Source organism: Geotoga petraea, from assembly GCF_900102615.1.
Lineage (GTDB): Bacteria > Thermotogota > Thermotogae > Petrotogales > Petrotogaceae > Geotoga > Geotoga petraea.
Map to the genome: position 1 here is coordinate 209,094 of NZ_FMYV01000004.1, position 18,816 is coordinate 227,909.

The window sequence follows — 18,816 nt, forward strand, 5'->3', positions numbered from 1 at the left end:
TTTTTATACTATAATAATATTTTCTTTAACTTTTCTAAGTCCAAGCCTTTTCTTCTACCATACTCTATGTCTACTCGATCTTCAAAAATTATACTTTTATCCTTAATAATTTCTTCGTTCCTTTTCTTATATCCCAAAAATTGTGGTTTTAATTTTATAGGCACTTTAACTTCTTCTTCCAAATTATCTATTAATTTATAAATTATATCTGTTTTCACCAAATCACCAAAACTTTGGTGATAGGGACCAGCAACTACATTTCTTATCTGGTCGCCATAGAGGCAAAGTCCATATCTGATAACTTTCTTACCAGATTTCTCAATCATAATAGCAAATTCTGATACTTTTTTTACAGCTTCATCGAGTGTTTCAGGAATAAATTCTCTCTTTTGATATAATTTCTCTAAAATGGTGTTTTTTAAAACTACTGAAGGGTGAATTCTGACGGTTTTTGCCTTTGTTTTTAATGTTTCTTTAACAGAATACGCTTCAATCTCATAGTTTGAACCAGGTAATCCAGTCATCAGATGCAATCCAAAATATATTTCATTTTCTTCCAGAAGTTTAATTGCCTTATATACGTTTTCAAGATCATGAGGTCTATTGGATTTTTCAAGCACTTCACTGTTGAAAGACTGAACTCCTAATTCTACTAAGTCGATATCGTAGTTCTTAAGGATGTCTATTATCTCTTCATTTATCTCTTCTGGTGAAGTTGAGAATCTAATACCTTTTGCATAACCTTCATTTATCTTATTTTGAGAATAATCGAGATAGTATTTAATTTTTTCTTTTTCCATGCCTGTAAAAGTCGAACCATAATAAGCCATGTAAACGTTATTTTTTTCTGAAAAATAACTTAAATACCTTTCAAATATTTTATCTAAATCCCTATATTTTGGAAATTCTCCAAAACCTGTTGCAGAGTATTCGTTACAAAACACGCACCTTTTTTTACATCCACCATGGGGTAAAAATATTGGAATTATATACTCCTTACTCATTTTTACTTTCTCCATTTTTCAACATGGCTTTTTCTTGTTTGTCTCTAAAAACATATACTTCTGTACCAAGAGAGGTTATGAAATCCAGCTCTTCAACATTGAAATTGAACATTCTAATACAACCGTGAGATATCATCTTTCCAATTTCCCATGGTTTTGTAGTTCCATGTATACCGTATTGTGGTTGAGACAATTGAAGCCATCTTGATCCTATACCATTTATTATAGAACCTGAATAAATTATTTCATCCCCCCAATAAAGAGGCGGTTCTTTTTCTTTATAGTATATTCTGTAATAACCTGGAGGTGTTGAATCACTTCTTCCAACGGCTACAAGATATTTTTTTATCAACAAATCGTCATAATACAAATATAAAAAATTGTTAGATAGATCTATTTCTAATCTTAAAACGCTCTGACCATAATCAACTTTTCCAATTTTTAATACCTGGCCAACATATATTTTTGATGGTTCTTTCAAGTCATTGATGTTTAATATGTCCCCTGGAGTCACACCATATTCTTTTGCGATTTTATATATACTATCGCCTTTTTTTACCACATAATATTTAATTTCCTGAATTTTTTCTTGCGGTTTTATTGAATTGTTAGACATGACAAAATCATCTATTTTCAAAATTTCAACTGATCTTGAAAATTTTGAATTTGTGTTATCTTCAAATTGAAAATCTAAGTTATAAGAACCATTCTCCAATGATTTTATATACTCTCTCAAGTCGGATATGGTGCTTAAATACTTATTGTTTACCTCTATCTGTTTTAAACTGACATTTTCTGAATAGTTTACATCTATCAAAAAATCCAAACCTTCTTCAGATTTTAGGGGAATTATCTTTATCTCAGTTTCAGTTTTATAACTTTTTGAATCCACAAAATTTGGATAAAATTTAGAAAATTCTTTATCATCATAATATACTTTTACAAGTAAATTGTTATTACCAACCAGATTATTCAATGAAATGCGGAAAGAATAATTCCCTTTGAAGTTTTCTTTTACTTCCAACTCTTCTCTTAAAGCGTTATTCATCAAATAAACTTTGACTTCATCAATTCCTTCGATCGATGAAGTTAATATATACTCTTTTATTTTTTTATTTGGAAAATATCTGTTTTCTTCTATGCCAATATCAAAAGAAAATATGTTAATCATTAACAGAAGTATAGATAATAACAATAACTTCTTTTTCATTGTGCTTATGCTCCTTTTACTACCCTACGCAATCTTTTAACAACTTCTTTTTTACCCATAACACTAATAGTTTCATATAACCCAGGGGTTACAAGTTTTCCTAATAGAGCTCCCCGTATTGATTGATATGTATTCTTTTTGCCTGTAATCTTTTTTTCAGCAAGGCTTTTCATAAATTCTTCTGCTTGGGTTAAAGATATTTTTTCATCATAATCTTCCAATAAAATTATAGCAATATTTATTAATTCCTCAAACCATTCTTTTTTTACAAATTTTTCTTTATACTTCTCTTCATATTCAAAGTCATCATAAAAATAATTTTTGGAAAATTCCCAAAGACCTTTTAAATCTTGAACTTTTTCTTTTGATATAGAGATTACATCTTTTATATAATTTTCTTCTACATTAATTTTTATTCCCACAAATTTTAGCCATTCTAAAAACTTTTTCGAAACTTTTTCTTCGTCCATTGATCTTAAAGTTTTTTCGTTAACCCATTTTAACTTTTCATAATCAAAAACAGAGGATCTTTTCGAAACATCCCTTATGTTAAAATTTTTGTATTTTTCCCTAACATCATATATTTCTTCTTCGTTGTTCCATCCTAAAAGGCTCAAATAGTTTAGTAGTGCTTCTGGTAAAATTCCTTCTTCCCTAAAATAACTTACCGATACACCACCATGTCTTTTGGATAAAGGCGTTTTGTCTTCACCTAAAATAAGCGGCAAATGTCCAAATTTTGGTTTTGAAAAACCTAAAGCTTCATAAATTATAATTTGCTTAGGAGTATTTGAAATATGATCTTCTCCTCTAATTACATCTGTTATTCCCATAAGATGATCATCTACAACCACTGTGAAGTTGTAAACTGGAACTCCATTTGATCTCAAAATTATGAAATCCTCAAAGTCCGAGCTGTTGAAAGATATTTCGCCTTTTAACAAATCATTCCATTTTATCTCTTTGTTTTTCTCGACTTTTATTTTCACTGTATAATTTTTATTGGCATAATTTTCTGGAATTTTTGCAAAATTACCTATTTCTTCTCCTGATTTGTCGTAAAAAACATAATAAGCTTTTTCTTCTTCTATTAAATTATTTATATATCTTTTGTATATATCATATCTATAACTTTGCTTGTAGGGTCCATAATCTCCTCCCTTTTTAGGACTTTCATCGAAGTCCATGCCCAACCAATCAAAATCTTCGTATATCAAATTTTCAAATTCCTCAGTCGATCTTTTTGTGTCCGTATCTTCAATCCTCAAAATTATTTTACCATTATTAGATTTTGCATGGTACCAATTAAACAAAGCAGTTCTCACCCCACCAACATGTAAATATCCTGTTGGAGATGGAGCAAATCTTGTTCTTATCATATTTTTCACTCCATTTTTTCTAATATATTTTCTATCTCTTCTACACTATTAGCTATGTGTGCTTCCACAAGTTTTCTGTTGTCTATATATTTATCTTCTATAAGATTATTTATAATTCTGTCTGTCCATCCTCCAGAACCTTTTAACAGTATTAATGGTTTTGAATATGCATAAGCCCCCAATATTTCTATCCCTGTACCGACCTCTCCACCTAAACTTATAACTACATCTACACTTTTCAATAAAATGAAAGATCTCATTGAAAAATCTAGACCTGTTTTGATTTCAAAATCAAGATATTCATTACCCTCTTGATCCCAAGGCAAAACCCCGGTGACTTTCCCGTTGAATTCTTTAGCTCCTTTGGAAACCAACTCCATCACTCCATCTCTACCACCATTTAATATATGATGCTCCTTTTGAGCTAACATTCTTCCCAATTCTATCGTTGTATTTTCAATTCTTTTTATCTTAGGAATATTTATATCCCCAGAATAACCAATTACACCAACTTTCAAATACATCACCATCCTAAGTAATTATCTTTTACAACATCCATTTCCAAAACTTCTTCAGCTTTACCCGTTGCTATGACATCACCTTTATGCATTATATAAAGATCATCAACAACTTGGGCTATTTCATCTACGTTATGATCTGTAACTATAACAGATATACCATCTGCTGAAAGTTTTTTTATTATTTTCTGTATATCTTTTACCGTTATTGGGTCTATTCCTACAAAAGGTTCATCCAAAAGAATAACTTTTGGATCTATCATCAAAGTTCTCGCAAATTCTAACCTTCTTTTTTCTCCTCCTGAAAGCGAATCTGCATATTGATGCATAAGGTTTTCTATGCCAAAATCCTTTGAAATCTTTTCTATTTTTTTATCTTTATTTTCAATTTTCAAAAGATCCGCAATCATGTATAAGTTATCTGACACTCTAGCATTCCGAAAAACAGAAGGCTCTTGGGGAAGATATGCCATCCCCTTTAGAGCCCTCTTATAAATTGGCAGATGAGTTATATTATTTTTTTCGAGGAAAACTTCACCTCTGTTTGGTACAACTAATCCCAATATTATTTTGAATAAAGTTGTTTTTCCTGCACCATTTGGTCCTAAAATACCGGTAATCTTTCCTCTTTTTGCAACAAAGTCTACATCTTTAACGACTTCTTTTCTTCCATACTTTTTAAATATTTTTTTGCCATAAATTATATAACTTTCATCCATATTATTATTCTTTTGTACTTTCTTTAGGTTCGATATTAGCTATATACTCTTTAACTCTTTCAGTTATATCAATTTTTTCACTTACAAAGATAACTGATTGTTCAAAAAGAACTATATCAAAAGAGTTTTCTTTTGCAAATTCTCCAATAAGTTCTCTTACTTCTTGAATTATTGCATCTGATTTTTTAGTATAGTCTTCTTGAAGTGCCTGTTGATATTGTTGAGTTCTGTACTGTAATTCTTGATATTTTTGTTGTAGCTGTTGTTCTGTTGCTCCACTTTCTTGCATGCCTTGAAATTCAGTTTGCATCTCTGAAATTTTATTTTGATAAAATTTCACATCTTCTTGATAGTTAACTTGCATATCTCCCCATTTATAATATTCTTCAGTAACAGATCTTAAGTTAACATAACCAATTTTTAACCCGTCTGCTGTGTTTGCTGCTGAAAAAGACAATAAACTAAAAGATAAAACTAATGTCATCAATAATAAAACTCTAATTTTTTTCATTACCACACCTCCATATGATTTCTATAAATATTATACGTGAAATGTCTTTCTTTTTCAATAATAATAATAATAATTTCTTAATAGTTGCTTAGAACAAATCATTGCTTAAAAAACGTTTGTTTTTATAATATTCATTTGTCAGAAAAAATATCTTTACTATACAATGTTATAATGATTATTAATTGTAAGTAACCCCCTATACAAATAGATCCCCCATCCTTTAATAGGAGCTGATACAGCTCCTATTTTTTTTGTGGTAAAATATTCTCGAGAAAAGAAAGTTTATATAAAACAAATGTAAAATAAATCTAAAAAGTTTATATAGTTTTTAAGAACTACAAACATATTATAGAGATAAATTAATCGATTTGTAAGCCCTTTTTCCCGATAAAATAAGTCGTAATATATTGAAAGGCTTTAAGGAATTTCAAGAAAAAGGAAACATTCAAATGATAATATGTAATAGTAGGAATAATTGTTTACTTTTTTTAAAAGTACGAAATAAAATAAGAATTTTTAAATTAATTGTAAAATAAAAATTATTCACAAATATTAAGAGAATTTTTTCATTTAGTATCATCAAATTTTTATTTTTTAATATATAATAGAAATAGTAAAGATTTTATTTCTTCATACCAGAACTCATTTTGAAAGGAGGGCATTCTAGTGCCAGAAAAATATTTTGAAGTAAGATGGCATGCAAGAGCAGGACAAGGAGCAAAAAGTGCTTCCCAATTCTTAGCTGAAGCTGCTCTTGATGCTGGCAAATATTCAACTTCATTTCCTGAATACGGAGCTGAAAGATCAGGTGCACCAATGAAGGCTTTCAACAGAATTTCTGATATTCCTGTAAGAGTTAGGAGTAATGTTGAAAAACCTGATATTGTATTAGTCATTGATGATACTTTACTTGGCAATCCTGAATTAACAGCTGGGTTAGATGAAGACAAACCGTTAGTTGTAAACACCCTTATGGAACCATCCAAGGTTAGAGAATTAACGGGATTTAAAGGTAAAATTGCTGTTGTACCAGCAACAGATATTGCACTAGAAGAAATAAAAAGAGGTATCCCAAACACGGTAATGATTGGTGCTTTGGTTAAATTAACAGAAATTGTACCTCTTGATTCAGTTAAAGAAAAAGTTACTGCAGCCTTTTCTCATAAATTCTCTGACGAGGTTGTTGAAGCTAACATGAGAGCTCTTGAAAGAGGTTACCAGGAGGTGAAAATCGATGGCTGATGCAAAAGGTTGGAAAGAAGTACCTATTGGCGGTGTCGTTGATAGACCAGGAACAGCCAGAGAATACAAAACTGGAACATGGAGAGTAATGAGACCTATAGTCGATCAAGATAAATGTATTGATTGTATGCAATGCTGGTTATATTGCCCTGACATGGCAATAGAAGGTAAAATGAAAGAAGATAAAAGAAGACCTAAAATGATTGGCATCAACTATGACTATTGCAAAGGTTGTGGAACTTGTGCAAAAGTATGTCCTGTTAATGCCATTGATATGAAATCTGAAAACGAATTTTTGAAGTAAAGGAGGTAATATTTAATGCCTAATAAATTAGCTGTTACTGGAGCAAATGCAGTTGCTCATGCTATGAGACAAATAAATCCGGATGTAGTTGCTGCTTATCCAATAACTCCACAAACACCAATTGTTCAATATTATGCAGATTTTGTTGCAAACGGAATTGTAGATACAGTAATGGTACCAGTTGAATCAGAACACTCAGCTATGAGTGCTGTTGTAGGCTCTGCTGCTGCTGGTGCAAGAACTATGACTGCCACTGCAGCAAATGGTTTAGCACTTATGACAGAAATCGTTTATATTGCAGCATCATATAGATTACCAATCGTTATGCCTATTGTAAACAGAGCTTTATCTGGTCCTATTAACATTCACTGTGACCACAGTGATGCCATGCTTGTTAGAGATTCAGGTTGGTTACAATTTTTTTCTGAAGATCATCAAGAAGCTTATGATTTAACTATAATTGCTACAAAAATCGCAGAAAATGATGATGTTTTATTGCCAGCTATGGTTAACTTAGATGGATTTATCACATCTCATGGTGTTGATATATTTGAAATGTTGGATGACGAAGTTGTTAGAGACTTTGTTGGACAATGGGAACCAAAATATCCATTGTTAAATACTGAAAAACCAGTAACTCTTGGTTCATTGGATCTTTTTGATTACTACTATGAACATCACAGACAACAAGAAATTGGTATGGAAAAAGCTTATGAACTTTTACCAGGGGTCTTTGAAGAGTTTGAAAAAATTTCAGGAAGAAAATATGATTTCCTCGATAAATATAAAACCGATGATGCTGATTATGTAATGGTTGTTCTCAATTCAACAGCTTCAACTGCAAAATATGTTGTAGACGAATTAAGAGAAGCGGGACATAAAGTTGGATTACTCAAACCTTGGGTTTTCACACCATTCCCTAAAAAAGAAATTTTAGCAGCATTAGAAGGTAAAAAAGCAGTAGTAGTATTAGATAGAGCTATGTCTTTTGGTAAAGAAGCTCCATTATACTCATTAGTTAAATCTGCTTTATATAAAGCAGAAGACAAACCAAAAATGGGTTCTTTTATTTACGGACTTGGCGGAAGAGATACAACACCAACAATGCTTCACGAAGCATTCGAAGCAGCTATGAATGACGAGCTTGATGAAGATACTCAGAAATACCTCGGTCTTAGAGAATAATTTGGAGGTGAAGGTTAAATGCCACTTAATTTACCACAATTAGTAGAATTTATTGAAAAGAACGATTGGCCTTTCACACAGGGTCATAGATTATGTCCAGGTTGTAATGCACCAATGGTAGCTAAATGGTCTACAATGACAGCAAAAGCTTTAGGTTATGAGCCTGTAGTTGGAGCTGCTACTGGATGTTTAGAAGTTTCATCAACAATATATCCATTTTCAGCATGGAATGTTCCATATATTCATAATGCTTTTGAAAATGTAGCTGCTACCATATCAGGAGCTGAAGCAGCCTATAGATCATTGTTGAATAGAGGAAAGTTAGATAATAAGAAGATTAAATTTATTGCTTTTGGTGGAGATGGAGGAACTTATGATATAGGTCTTCAATCTTTATCTGGAGCTATTGAAAGAGGACATGATTTTGTTTATGTACTTTATGACAATGAAGGCTATATGAATACAGGTAACCAAAGATCTGGTTCTACTCCAACTGGAGCAGATTCTACAACAGAACCAGTAGGTTCAAAAATACCTGGTAAACTTCAGTTCAAAAAATCTATTGTTGATATAGTAGCTGGCCATGAAGGTGTTTATGCTGCAACTGCATCAACATCAGAACCTATGGATTTCATCAAAAAAATGGAAAAAGCTTTAGAATTTGAAGGTCCAGCATTTATTGCTGTATTGGCTCCTTGTGTTAGATTCTGGAGGATCCCTGAAGATTCAGGACCAGAAATGACCAAATTGGCAGTAGAAACTAAATATTGGCCACTTTGGGAATACGATATGGGAGTATACAAAATAACAAGAAAGCCAAGAAACTTCAAACCATTAAAAGAATACATAACAAAACTGGGAAGATTCAACAAATTAATCAAGCAGCATAATTCTGATGTAATTATCGAAGAAATGCAAGAATATGTAAATGCTAAATGGGATAGGTTGTTAGCATTGGAAGAAATTTCAAAAGATAAACCTTTAAGAAAAAAAATATAATGATCGTAAACTAAGCGGGGATTATAAATCCCCGCTTTTTTAACATAAATCTAAGCGATTTATGATAAAATATATAATAGATCAATCAATATTTTTTTAGGAGGAAAAACATATGAATAACTGGTTCGTAAAACATGAGAAGCTAATCTCTATATTAATAGTTTCTCTTTTTGTAATTGGTATTATTTGGTGGTCAATAGGATCATATGTTTCCATGAATAATGGAGGAAATGCAGCTGGACAAAATCAAGAAATAACAAAAGAAAGTTCAGTTTTAGTTTTGACAAAAGATGGTGAAGAGTTGGATTATCCATATTGGATATTGGAAAGTGAACTAAACAACCATTACGAAAGTCAACTACAACAATATGAACAAGCTTATCAAAGGTCAATTGATCCGGTATTTGATTCTTTAAACCTTAAAACTTCTTTAGTTAATCAATTATATGACTTAAAAATCATTATGTACTATTCTAATGAAAATGACTTAAATCCAACAGATGAAGAAGTGGAAAATAGGATCAACGAAGAAATTGAAAGTTATATTTCTCAATTAAAATCAAATGAGTCAAACTGGAATCAACTAATGGAAAGATACGGTTCTGAAAAAGAAGTTAGAGATATTTTAAGGCAATCTATGAACGGAATGGAAACACAGGTTATGGTAGAAAAGGTTAGAGACAATGTAACAAATGTTTCAAGAGGGGATATCTTAACAGAAGTGGAAAATACTTTTGAAGATATTAAAAATGAAAAAGAAGAAGTCAACGCACAACATATACTGATTTCAGGTGAAGCCACTGCTAATAGCGTAAAAGATCAATTGGTTTCTGGAGAATTAAATTTTGCACAAGCAGCAGAAATGTACTCAGAAGATACTTCTAATGCGTCTGATGCAGGAAATCTTGGCTGGTTCAGCCATGGAGATATGGTCCCAGAATTTGAAAAAGCAGCTTTTGAAGCTTCTATTGGTGAAATTGTTGGACCAATTCAGACAAATTACGGTTACCATTTAATTAAAGTAAATGACAAAAAAACTTTTGAAACACCTGAAGATGTAATGAATGAAGAAACTGTTGTTCAAGAAATTAAAAATAAACTAACAGACGAAGCATTCGATAATTGGTTAGTTGAATACAAAGAAACAGAAAATTTTGGAAGAGCTTATTACAACGATGTTTTAGAATACGCATATAATTTCAACAACAACACAGAAAATGTAGAAGTCTTGGAAAATATTAGGTCTAACCTACAAAATGAAGTTTTTTATGATGATGGAACTGTATCAATTGATTCTGATACAGACTATATGGCTCTTTATATAAACACTTCAAAGGCATTGCTAAACATATATGAAGAAAGATTGACTAAAGTTACACAGTATATATCTTTAAAAGATCGAGTAGAAGCTCCATATTTAAATATGGAAATAGAAGCAATTGATGCAAGAATAAAAGAAATAGATGCAGAATTGAAAGCAGAAAACATAGAGAATGAAGATGCTCTATTAGACGAAAAAATTTCTCTAACAGATGCTAAAACTTATAATAACACACTTTCTGTAATCAATGAGTTGAACTTAGATTCCTTAGAAGAAGCTAAGGAGAAAAAAGCAGAATTGGAAGATAAAGTAGATACTATTTCAGAAAATAGAACAGCAGTTTTAGAAGAAATGTTCTATAGATACCCTTCTTCAAACTCTGTAGTTCAAGCTTATTATCAAGCTAACCCATCAGATCATAATGTTAAAGTTGCTTATTCTAAGCTTCAAATAGAGCAATTAAAACAATATGCCGGATATTTAGGAGCTCAAAATTTAGCTTCTTACTTCGGTAATCAAATAAGAGACGTAGTTATAAACATTTCTTCAGTTTTATCAAGCAAGGCTTCAACTAATACAAAATTAGATGCCGTAGAAGTTGGATTAGATTTGTCTGATCTTTTAGAAGATGATTCTTTGAGATTAGATTACTTAAAACAGTTAAGAAATATTGATCCTAATTACTTTACAGATTTAGAAGAAAGAATCCAAGAATTAGAAAATACACTTAATTCAACAAACACATCCACTGAAGAATAAATATATAAATAAAAAACCGGGCCAAAAGCCCGGTTTTTATAACCTTAATTTTGGCTGGGTCGGTAGGATTCGAACCTACGAATAACGGAGTCAAAGTCCGTCGCCTTACCGCTTGGCCACGACCCAGCAACTAAGTCCGAAATTATTATAACATAGAAACCAATACTTGTCAATAAAAAGGGGAGATTTTTATATGAAATTTAAATTAAAAGATATTAAAAATAATAAAATATATCAAGTCGAAAAAGGCGATAATTTTATTGGCCCGGCAAGAGAATATCAAAAGAAAACAGGGAGAACAGTATATGCTGTTAAATTAAACAATAATATTAGAGAAGTTTTTAAAGAAGTACATACTGATGGTGAAATTGAATTTATCGATATAAAGTCTCCAGATGGAGTCAAGATAAATAGAAGAGGTATCTTTTTTATATTATATGCTGCAATAAAAGACATTGACAAAGATGATGACCTATTGGTGAATAATTCGCTTGGAAATGGAGTTTATTGTGAGCTTAAATCAAAAATCCCAACTGAAGATGATTTAAAAATCATAAAAGAAAATATGAAAAAATACATTGAGAGAGATCTTGAATTTGAAAAATTTAACATAGATAAGTTTGAAGCTATGAAAATGTTTGATGCTCACAACCAAAATGATAAATCCCTTTTGTTTAAATATCGAAAAAAAACCACCGTCAACTTTTACAAGATGAACGGTTATATCAATTATTTTTATGGTTATATGCCTCTAAAAACAAGTGATTTGACAGATTTTGACCTTATTAAAGTAGAAAAAGGATTTGTATTAGTAACCCCAAATGAAAAATCCCCATATAAAGTCCCAAATTACAATCATCTAAACAAATTGTCTGCTACTTTCAACGAATACAACGAATGGCTAAAAATATTAGAAATAAGAACAGTTGGTGAACTTAACGATTATATAAGTAAAGGAAGACATTCTGCAATAGAACTTATAAGAATTTCAGAAGCATTACATGAAAAGAAATATGCACAAATAGCTGATGATATTATTAAAAGAAAAAATGTTAGACTTATAACTTTAGCTGGCCCTTCTTCATCTGGAAAAACTACATCATCAAAAAGAATTTCTTTACAGCTTAGGGTTAACGGACTTAGACCTGTAGAAATATCTTTAGACGATTTTTTTGTAGAAAGAAACAAAACTCCTTTAGACGAATATGGTAATTACGATTTTGAATCATTATATGCATTAGATTTAGACTTATTCAACAATATTTTGAGCGATTTAATAAGCGGAAGGCAAGTACAATTACCCAAATTTAATTTCGTAACAGGCAAGAGAGAATGGAGAAAAAACAAAATACAAATAGAAGAAGATCAGCCAATAATAGTGGAAGGAATTCATGGTCTTAATGAAAAACTCACTCAAAGCATAGAAAGGGATAAAAAATACAAAGTTTATGTAAGTGCTTTAACTCAGCTCAACATAGACAAAGTGAACAGAATTCCAACAACTGATTCAAGAATTATAAGAAGAATTGTTAGGGACTTTAATTTCAGAGGACATGACGCACTGGCAACTATAAAAATGTGGCCTAATGTAAGAAAGGGTGAAGAACATAATATTTTCCCATATCAAGAAGAAGCAGACGTGATGTTCAATTCAAATCTCATTTACGAGCTATCAATATTGAAGATATTTGCTGAACCCTTACTACTAAAAATAGATAATAGTGTTCCAGAATATTCAGAAGCAAAAAGATTATTAAAATTTTTGGATTACTTTTTGCCCATAACAGAATTAGAAGAAATACCAAGAAAATCCGTAATAAGAGAATTTATAGGAAGATCCACTTTTGAATATTAAAAAATGGCAACCTTAAAAAGGTTGCCATTCATTTTATATATTATCCTTTTACTGATCCTTGTGTTAATCCACCTATAATCCATTTTTGCATAGTTAAGAAGAGTATAACCATCGGTATAGCACCAATTAAAGATGCAGCGGTGAATAATCCCCATTGAGTTTCAAATGGCCCTTGCGAGAAGGTTTGCAACCCAACAGCATATGTATAGTTGACTTCACTTTGTAATACTATTTTTGCTATAACAAACTCGTTGAATGTATTCATAAATGTCAATATTGTGATAACTGATATAATTGGTAATGATAAAGGTAAAACAATTAACCAGAATGTCTGGAACCTTGTAGCACCGTCTATCATGGCAGATTCTTCCAAGGAATCTGGTATAGTATCGTAATAACCTTTAAACAACCACATATTATAAGCTACATTACCAAGATATGCAAATATCAAACCACCGAGAGTATCTAACCCAATGAATGGAAGGTAATCTCCCAAGAAGTTCAAAATACCATAAATAGCAACCATAAACATTACTATAGGAAACATTTGAACAATCATCAAGAAATAAAGCCCAGATGACCTTCCTACAAATTTCATTCTTGAAAATGGGTAAGCAGCTAATGAGGTAATAATAACTGTTATTATAGCTGTCATACCTGCAACTAAGATTGAGTTAAACAACCATCTCAAGAAAGGCTTCCTTATTCTTTCTTCCCAAGAATGTTGAATTTCATATAAATCTTTATCAATTTCCTTCATGCTATCAGCCAAATAACTATCGCTTATATAAGATAAATCAGAAATAACCCTTGACGATCTTGCTATGTTTGCATTTACAGGGCCAAAATCTGATATGTATACGTCTCTCATGTCGGTTAATGCCGGAATACTTGATAAATTACCCCCATAGTTTATCCTTAGGTAATCATCTATATTATTTTCAAATACTTCTATGTTAGATCTTATTTTTGATATAACGTCATCCATATCATTTCTACCCATAGTAAATTTCTCATATGATTCATCTAAACTTGATTTCCACAATAATAGACTATATCTATTTCTTTCAGGTGTAAACCCTTTGAAAAAATCAGACTCCATAAATTTGGCGTAATATTCAGATTCGTAAAAATTTTCAATCTCTGATTCAGAGAAATATTTGGATACCAAAATGTTTGGATATGATAAACTTTGGTTCATAAAATTCAAAGTTTTTCTGTTCTTAGTTTCAAATGTTTTATATTCTTCATTTATAGAAACCTGTTCACTTCTCAAATTATTTAACTCTTCGCTTATTTTGTTTAATTCTGACATGGTTTTGTTGTATCTTTCAGATAAAATAACCAATTCATCTAATGAGATAGCCATTTTTGCCGTTAAATTTTTCAAAGCTTCAAAAGAAGGCAAAATCTGTTTTTCCTCTCTTGCAGCAAATATCTTATCAAAATTGTTATCTAAATATCGGTAGACTTCAGAAAAATTTCTCATAACTGACAATATAGTTCCATCTCGATATTTTTCCATTGTTTCCATATTTTCTACAAATTGTGGTAATTTTCTTGCATATTCAGAAACTAAGTCTTTAAATTCTGCATTGTCTCCAAACATAGGTGCTTGAGGCTCTATATTTGATAAATCAATATTTTTAATAATATCGTAAGAAGCAATTATCTTATTACTTTCTGGAATATAGATGTCGCCAACTGCTTGTATTTGATTATCCAGTCCGTCTATTGTTTTATTTAAAGCATTCTTTTCTCCATTGAGATTAGAAATCTGTTTTTCAAGACTTTCAAGTTGGTTTGAAAATTCATTTTCTCTTACTAAAAGTCCGCTGAAATTTTCTTCTAATTTACCTTCTATTTTTGTTTTTGTGTTCTCTACCTCTGACTCGAGATTAGAATACATGTTTTTTAACTCATTCAATTTTTCTCCAAACTGTTGAACTAATTCGTTGTCGGGATTTTTTCTTCCAACACGAATATTCCATAATGTAGTTCTAACCGGAATATCATAAATTGCTTTAATTGTTTCTTGTTTTTGAATTTCATCTTCTATGTTTAACTCAAGATAATCTGAATACAATTGATCTCTGTATTCTAAAAATTCTTTAGTTATCTGTTCTAAATCGTTAGCTGGAAAATTAAAGCCATAATTTTCAGCTTCTGATTTGATTTCTGAAATCATTTCATTGAACATACCTAAATCATTTTCTTCAACATATTGGTTTACTTCTTTTAGTAGTTCGCTATCATATCCATTGTTAAATTCATAGTAGATAAAATCAAACTTTTCTCCTATAGCTTTCATATTATTTTCAGTTGTTTGTAAATAGCTCTTCAAAGAGGTTAGTTTTTCTTTAGATTCCTTAACCGCTTCATCATATGTAAAATCAGAATACTCACCAATATAAGTACTCACTTTATTCAAATCTTGCATAATTTCAGGCACTGTAGGTGTTTGAAATATTAAATCAGTATAATTGTTTATTGTAACTCTGTCTGAAAATAATCTTGGTGAGAATGCTGCAGCATCTCTTCTTATTGATGTTGAAACAACCCAAATCATTGGGAAAAGTATTATTATAATCAAAAATATAATCAATATGTGTGTAAATAAGTAGTTTTTCTTCTCAATTTTAGCCATTATCTATTCACCTCTTCAAACGAGCCCGAGAATTTGAAGTTTACATAGCTCAATACAGCTATTATTGCAAAGATTAATACTGAAATGGCTGCGGCAAATCCAAAATCTTGACCTCTTGAACCTTCAAAAGCTAACTTATATGTATAAGAAATCAAAATATCCGTAGCTCCAGCAGGTGTGTTTGTACCTGGAATTGCAGGTCTACCTTGAGTTAAAAGATATATATTGGTAAAGTTATTGAAGTTAAAAGCAAAAGACATAACCAATAAAGGTGCAACTGATGTCATCAATAATGGCAAAGTAATACTTCTAAATTGTTTAAACCGCGAAGCTCCATCTATGGATGATGCTTCATATAATTCGTTTGGTATACTTTGAAGGGCTCCTAATGAAACTGTCATCATATATGGGAATCCTAACCAAGTATTAACTATAAGTACAGCTACCTTAGCCCAAAATGGATCTTGTAGCCATTTTATTGGTTCAGCGTTGAACAAACCTTCTAAGAGGAACCTATTCAGTACCCCATAAGTCTCGTTGAAAAAACCGTTTCTCCACACAAGAACTGATATGAATGCAGGTATTGCCCAAGGAATGATCAACAAAGTCCTGTAAATGATCTTTCCTTTTAAGTTTGAATCATTTAAAGTAACTGCAAAGAATAAACCTATTGCAAAACTAAAGATAACTGTGAGACCTGCATATGTAATAGTCCAACCAAATATTTGGAAAAAAGGCCTTGAAATTCTTGGGTCATTTATAATTTTCAAGAAATTATTTGCTCCAACCCCAGTTTTATAGCCTATTAGTCTTTCTCTATTACCATTCTGATTTATATCGTAAAATGTTCCATTATCTTCAATAAGCTCTCTATTTGTTCTTGTATTGTAAACAACAGTTTCGTAATAAGTTCTATCACCCTGAATTTTTGATTTTACCCTTGTTTCATATATCTTATATGATTCCCCAAATTTTTTATAAATATATTGATTAGACAAACTATAACTCTTTACTCCAAAATTAACTATTAGCGATTTCAAATAATTTTGTCTTAAAACAGAATTATAAAAAGCTGAGTTTGCAGAAACTGAAGAATCATATGGGGAATAAAAATAAGTATATCTTGCATTATTTCCTTCAATGGAAACTACTTTATTATTTTCTTCTTGGACTATCAATTCGTACAGATTGTCGTTTATCCTTACTTGTTTATTCACAACTTCATTCATAGTGGTTTCAGCATAGATTAAGTTACCTGTAGAATCAAATTCTCTCACTGAAGGTTTTGTGGCCATGTATTTATTGCCATCTTTATCTTCAAATAAAATAACAAAGTCTTCTGTTGGCTTTAGTTCTTCACTATATTTCACATAAACACTAAAATCTAAAAATTCTGCTTCTGTTGGTTCGTAATAATAAGAACTATCAGTCAATAAGATATCTATTGCCTGTTCTCTGGAAAATAAATGCCCTGTTCCGTAATTAGTAAAAGCTGTTGATACAGTATAATACATCGGATATAAAGTCAAAACAAACAAAAAAAACATTGCAGGTAATGTATACCTGTAAGGATACCCTCTTTTTGTAAAAATTGCCCAATCTGTTAGCAATAAAAATAATGCTATAACAATAGCAAAACCATTATTACCCAACATGAACAATGTTGCAGTTGCCCATACAATGAACCCATTCATAGTAGCTATAAACAACCAAATTAGTAAATGAAATAATTTATTCATATTTTACCCTCCCACAAGAGTATATTACATAAATATAGGAAGGGGCATCAACCCCTTCCCATAAATATTAGACACTTTTAATTACTTGCTTGTTATGTTACAATAACTTATTCTGAAATTGCAGTTGTTATTTTGTTAACTGCGTCATTTAATGCAGGTTCTACTTCTTGAGTTCCTGAGATTATATTTAGAATAGCTTCTTCCATAGCACTCCATACTGGTGCCATTTCAGGTACACTTGGCATAGGTACTCCACCAGCAGCTGCTTTTTGGAAAGAAGAAACTATATCTTCAGGAATAGGTCCGCCTCTTTCAGCGATGATTTGAGAAACATCTTCTCTTGCAGGAAGTCTTGGGTCTGCAATATAGAAGTTGTAAATACCTTCTTGTGTAGCTAAATAGTTAACAACAAATTCTGTGGCAAATGCTTTATTTTCTGATCTAGCGTTAATCATTAAACCTTGTACACCAACAAATGGTTTCCCTGTATCGCCGTCGCCTAAGTTTAATTCTGTAACTGGGAAAACACCGTAATCAATACCAGCATCTAAGTATTCTTTTGCTGCCCATGGACCGTTGAGAACCATTGCAGCTAATCCTTCTTTGAACATTGAGTTCATTGTATCATAATTTGCACCTTGAGGAATTATACCTTCTTCATAAAAAGATTGTATTATTTTTGCTCCTGCAATAGCGCCTTCATTATTTAAGCCAATGTCAGAAACATCGTAGCCTTCTTCTGCTGACCAATCAAAAACATATCCGCCTTTACCTTGGATAAATGTTGATGAGAAATAAAAGTCCTCAGCTCTGTAAATGAAACCAACTGTTTCATCTGTTGTGTATTCTTTTGCTAAAGCCTTGAAGTCTTCAATATTTGTTGGAACTTCATCAACATAGTCTTTATTGTAGTAAATTGAAACTGATTCAATTGCATATGGAAGACCATATAATTTCCCTTCCCATGTGAACGCATCAATACCTGAATCTGCATATTTATCAACTTCAACAGCAGATTTAGGTATAGGCTCTATTAATCCATTAGTAACTAATTCTCCAACCCAGTCGTGTGCCCCAACAATAATATCTGGACCTTCACCTGCTGGTGCAGCTGTTAAGAATTTTGATTTGATATCCCCAAAATTAACTTGTTCAACTTCAACATTAATACCAGTGTCTCTTGCAAATTCTTCACCAATTCTTCTCATAAAGTCAACCTGTTGTTCTGATGACCATATAACGATAGAATTAGCAAAAACTCCCACAGTTGCAAATAATGCAACTAAAGATAAAACTAAAAGCTTTTTCATCCTGGTAACCTCCCTTAATTAAGTAAAAATAGTAATGGAAACGTTTTGTCGTATAAAATTATATCATAGTTTTTGAAAAATTCACATTTTATTAAAACGTTTTATAAAAGATTA

15 protein-coding genes and 1 tRNA gene are annotated in these 18,816 nt (G+C 31.2%); 6 read left to right on the plus strand and 10 right to left on the minus strand.

Annotation, left to right across the window (positions count from 1 at the left end; translation table 11 throughout):
• Positions 1–8: 8 nt before the first annotated feature.
• The 6 genes from BLS00_RS06255 to BLS00_RS06280 are packed head-to-tail and all read right to left on the minus strand — an operon-like array spanning position 9 to position 5,341.
• Positions 9–1,004 (minus strand): radical SAM protein, encoded by a 996-nt coding sequence (locus BLS00_RS06255; protein WP_167849009.1) that lies wholly within the window; start codon positions 1,002–1,004, stop codon positions 9–11.
• Positions 997–2,214, minus strand: a complete 1,218-nt coding sequence (locus BLS00_RS06260; protein ID WP_091403728.1) for a L,D-transpeptidase family protein — start codon at positions 2,212–2,214, stop codon at positions 997–999. The genes BLS00_RS06255 and BLS00_RS06260 overlap by 8 nt, the downstream gene beginning before the upstream one ends.
• A 5-nt stretch (positions 2,215–2,219) precedes the next feature.
• Positions 2,220–3,593: a glutamate--tRNA ligase gene (gene gltX, locus BLS00_RS06265; RefSeq protein ID WP_091403730.1), complete on the minus strand. Its 1,374-nt coding sequence runs from the start codon at positions 3,591–3,593 to the stop codon at positions 2,220–2,222.
• Positions 3,594–3,598: 5 nt separating this feature from the next.
• On the minus strand, positions 3,599–4,117 hold the full coding sequence (locus BLS00_RS06270) for a TIGR00725 family protein (RefSeq protein ID WP_091403733.1): 519 nt from the start codon (positions 4,115–4,117) through the stop codon (positions 3,599–3,601).
• Positions 4,117–4,830 carry an LPS export ABC transporter ATP-binding protein gene (gene lptB, locus BLS00_RS06275; RefSeq protein ID WP_091403734.1) on the minus strand — a complete coding sequence of 238 codons (714 nt, stop codon included), beginning with the start codon at positions 4,828–4,830 and terminating at the stop codon, positions 4,117–4,119. The genes BLS00_RS06270 and lptB overlap by 1 nt, the downstream gene beginning before the upstream one ends.
• 4 nt (positions 4,831–4,834) lie before the next feature.
• Positions 4,835–5,341 (minus strand): OmpH/Skp family outer membrane protein, encoded by a 507-nt coding sequence (locus BLS00_RS06280; RefSeq protein WP_091403737.1) that lies wholly within the window; start codon positions 5,339–5,341, stop codon positions 4,835–4,837.
• 666 nt (positions 5,342–6,007) lie between these two features.
• On the opposite strand from BLS00_RS06280, the gene BLS00_RS06285 reads away from it, so the two are divergent.
• The 5 genes from BLS00_RS06285 to BLS00_RS06305 all read left to right on the plus strand — a co-directional run bounded on the left by BLS00_RS06285 (position 6,008) and on the right by BLS00_RS06305 (position 11,151).
• A complete protein-coding gene (locus BLS00_RS06285; RefSeq protein ID WP_091403740.1) occupies positions 6,008–6,583 on the plus strand; it encodes a 2-oxoacid:acceptor oxidoreductase subunit gamma family protein in 576 nt (191 codons plus the stop codon).
• Positions 6,576–6,887 carry a pyruvate synthase subunit PorD gene (porD, locus tag BLS00_RS06290; RefSeq protein ID WP_091403742.1) on the plus strand — a complete coding sequence of 104 codons (312 nt, stop codon included), beginning with the start codon at positions 6,576–6,578 and terminating at the stop codon, positions 6,885–6,887. Before BLS00_RS06285 ends, porD begins: the two co-directional genes overlap by 8 nt.
• A 15-nt stretch (positions 6,888–6,902) precedes the next feature.
• Positions 6,903–8,072, plus strand: a complete 1,170-nt coding sequence (gene porA / locus BLS00_RS06295) for a pyruvate ferredoxin oxidoreductase (RefSeq protein ID WP_091403744.1) — start codon at positions 6,903–6,905, stop codon at positions 8,070–8,072.
• Between the two features lie 18 nt (positions 8,073–8,090).
• Positions 8,091–9,071 (plus strand): thiamine pyrophosphate-dependent enzyme, encoded by a 981-nt coding sequence (locus tag BLS00_RS06300; protein WP_091403746.1) that lies wholly within the window; start codon positions 8,091–8,093, stop codon positions 9,069–9,071.
• Positions 9,072–9,183: 112 nt separating this feature from the next.
• On the plus strand, positions 9,184–11,151 hold the full coding sequence (locus tag BLS00_RS06305) for a peptidylprolyl isomerase (protein WP_091403749.1): 1,968 nt from the start codon (positions 9,184–9,186) through the stop codon (positions 11,149–11,151).
• A 51-nt stretch (positions 11,152–11,202) separates the two neighbouring features.
• Here the strand turns inward: BLS00_RS06305 and BLS00_RS06310 are convergent.
• Positions 11,203–11,277 (minus strand) — tRNA-Gln (locus BLS00_RS06310).
• A 67-nt stretch (positions 11,278–11,344) separates the two neighbouring features.
• Here BLS00_RS06310 and BLS00_RS06315 point away from each other — a divergent pair.
• The gene (locus BLS00_RS06315; RefSeq protein WP_091403751.1) at positions 11,345–13,006 is read left to right on the plus strand and encodes a nucleoside kinase; all 1,662 of its coding nucleotides are present in this window, start codon (positions 11,345–11,347) and stop codon (positions 13,004–13,006) included.
• Positions 13,007–13,046: 40 nt separating this feature from the next.
• On the opposite strand, the gene BLS00_RS06320 is transcribed toward BLS00_RS06315, so the two are convergent.
• The 3 genes from BLS00_RS06320 to malE all read right to left on the minus strand — a co-directional run bounded on the left by BLS00_RS06320 (position 13,047) and on the right by malE (position 18,702).
• Positions 13,047–15,653, minus strand: coding sequence for a sugar ABC transporter permease (locus BLS00_RS06320; protein WP_218119798.1), 2,607 nt, complete (start codon positions 15,651–15,653; stop codon positions 13,047–13,049).
• Positions 15,653–17,392 (minus strand): ABC transporter permease subunit, encoded by a 1,740-nt coding sequence (locus BLS00_RS06325; RefSeq protein ID WP_091403754.1) that lies wholly within the window; start codon positions 17,390–17,392, stop codon positions 15,653–15,655. Before BLS00_RS06325 ends, BLS00_RS06320 begins: the two co-directional genes overlap by 1 nt.
• Positions 17,393–17,499: 107 nt before the next feature.
• Positions 17,500–18,702, minus strand: a complete 1,203-nt coding sequence (malE, locus tag BLS00_RS06330) for a maltose/maltodextrin ABC transporter substrate-binding protein MalE (protein ID WP_091403756.1) — start codon at positions 18,700–18,702, stop codon at positions 17,500–17,502.
• Positions 18,703–18,816: the final 114 nt, after the last annotated feature.

What these genes read in the sequence shown, in the direction of transcription:
- BLS00_RS06255 (WP_167849009.1), bottom strand. Translation starts at nt 1,004, where the DNA reads ATGAGTAAGGAGTATATAATTCCAATATTTTTACCCCATGGTGGATGT.
- BLS00_RS06260 (WP_091403728.1), bottom strand. Translation starts at nt 2,214, where the DNA reads ATGAAAAAGAAGTTATTGTTATTATCTATACTTCTGTTAATGATTAAC.
- gltX (WP_091403730.1), bottom strand. Translation starts at nt 3,593, where the DNA reads ATGATAAGAACAAGATTTGCTCCATCTCCAACAGGATATTTACATGTT.
- BLS00_RS06270 (WP_091403733.1), bottom strand. Translation starts at nt 4,117, where the DNA reads ATGTATTTGAAAGTTGGTGTAATTGGTTATTCTGGGGATATAAATATT.
- lptB (WP_091403734.1), bottom strand. Translation starts at nt 4,830, where the DNA reads ATGGATGAAAGTTATATAATTTATGGCAAAAAAATATTTAAAAAGTAT.
- BLS00_RS06280 (WP_091403737.1), bottom strand. Translation starts at nt 5,341, where the DNA reads ATGAAAAAAATTAGAGTTTTATTATTGATGACATTAGTTTTATCTTTT.
- porD (WP_091403742.1), top strand. Translation starts at nt 6,576, where the DNA reads ATGGCTGATGCAAAAGGTTGGAAAGAAGTACCTATTGGCGGTGTCGTT.
- porA (WP_091403744.1), top strand. Translation starts at nt 6,903, where the DNA reads ATGCCTAATAAATTAGCTGTTACTGGAGCAAATGCAGTTGCTCATGCT.
- BLS00_RS06300 (WP_091403746.1), top strand. Translation starts at nt 8,091, where the DNA reads ATGCCACTTAATTTACCACAATTAGTAGAATTTATTGAAAAGAACGAT.
- BLS00_RS06305 (WP_091403749.1), top strand. Translation starts at nt 9,184, where the DNA reads ATGAATAACTGGTTCGTAAAACATGAGAAGCTAATCTCTATATTAATA.
- BLS00_RS06315 (WP_091403751.1), top strand. Translation starts at nt 11,345, where the DNA reads ATGAAATTTAAATTAAAAGATATTAAAAATAATAAAATATATCAAGTC.
- BLS00_RS06320 (WP_218119798.1), bottom strand. Translation starts at nt 15,653, where the DNA reads ATGGCTAAAATTGAGAAGAAAAACTACTTATTTACACACATATTGATT.
- BLS00_RS06325 (WP_091403754.1), bottom strand. Translation starts at nt 17,392, where the DNA reads ATGAATAAATTATTTCATTTACTAATTTGGTTGTTTATAGCTACTATG.
- malE (WP_091403756.1), bottom strand. Translation starts at nt 18,702, where the DNA reads ATGAAAAAGCTTTTAGTTTTATCTTTAGTTGCATTATTTGCAACTGTG.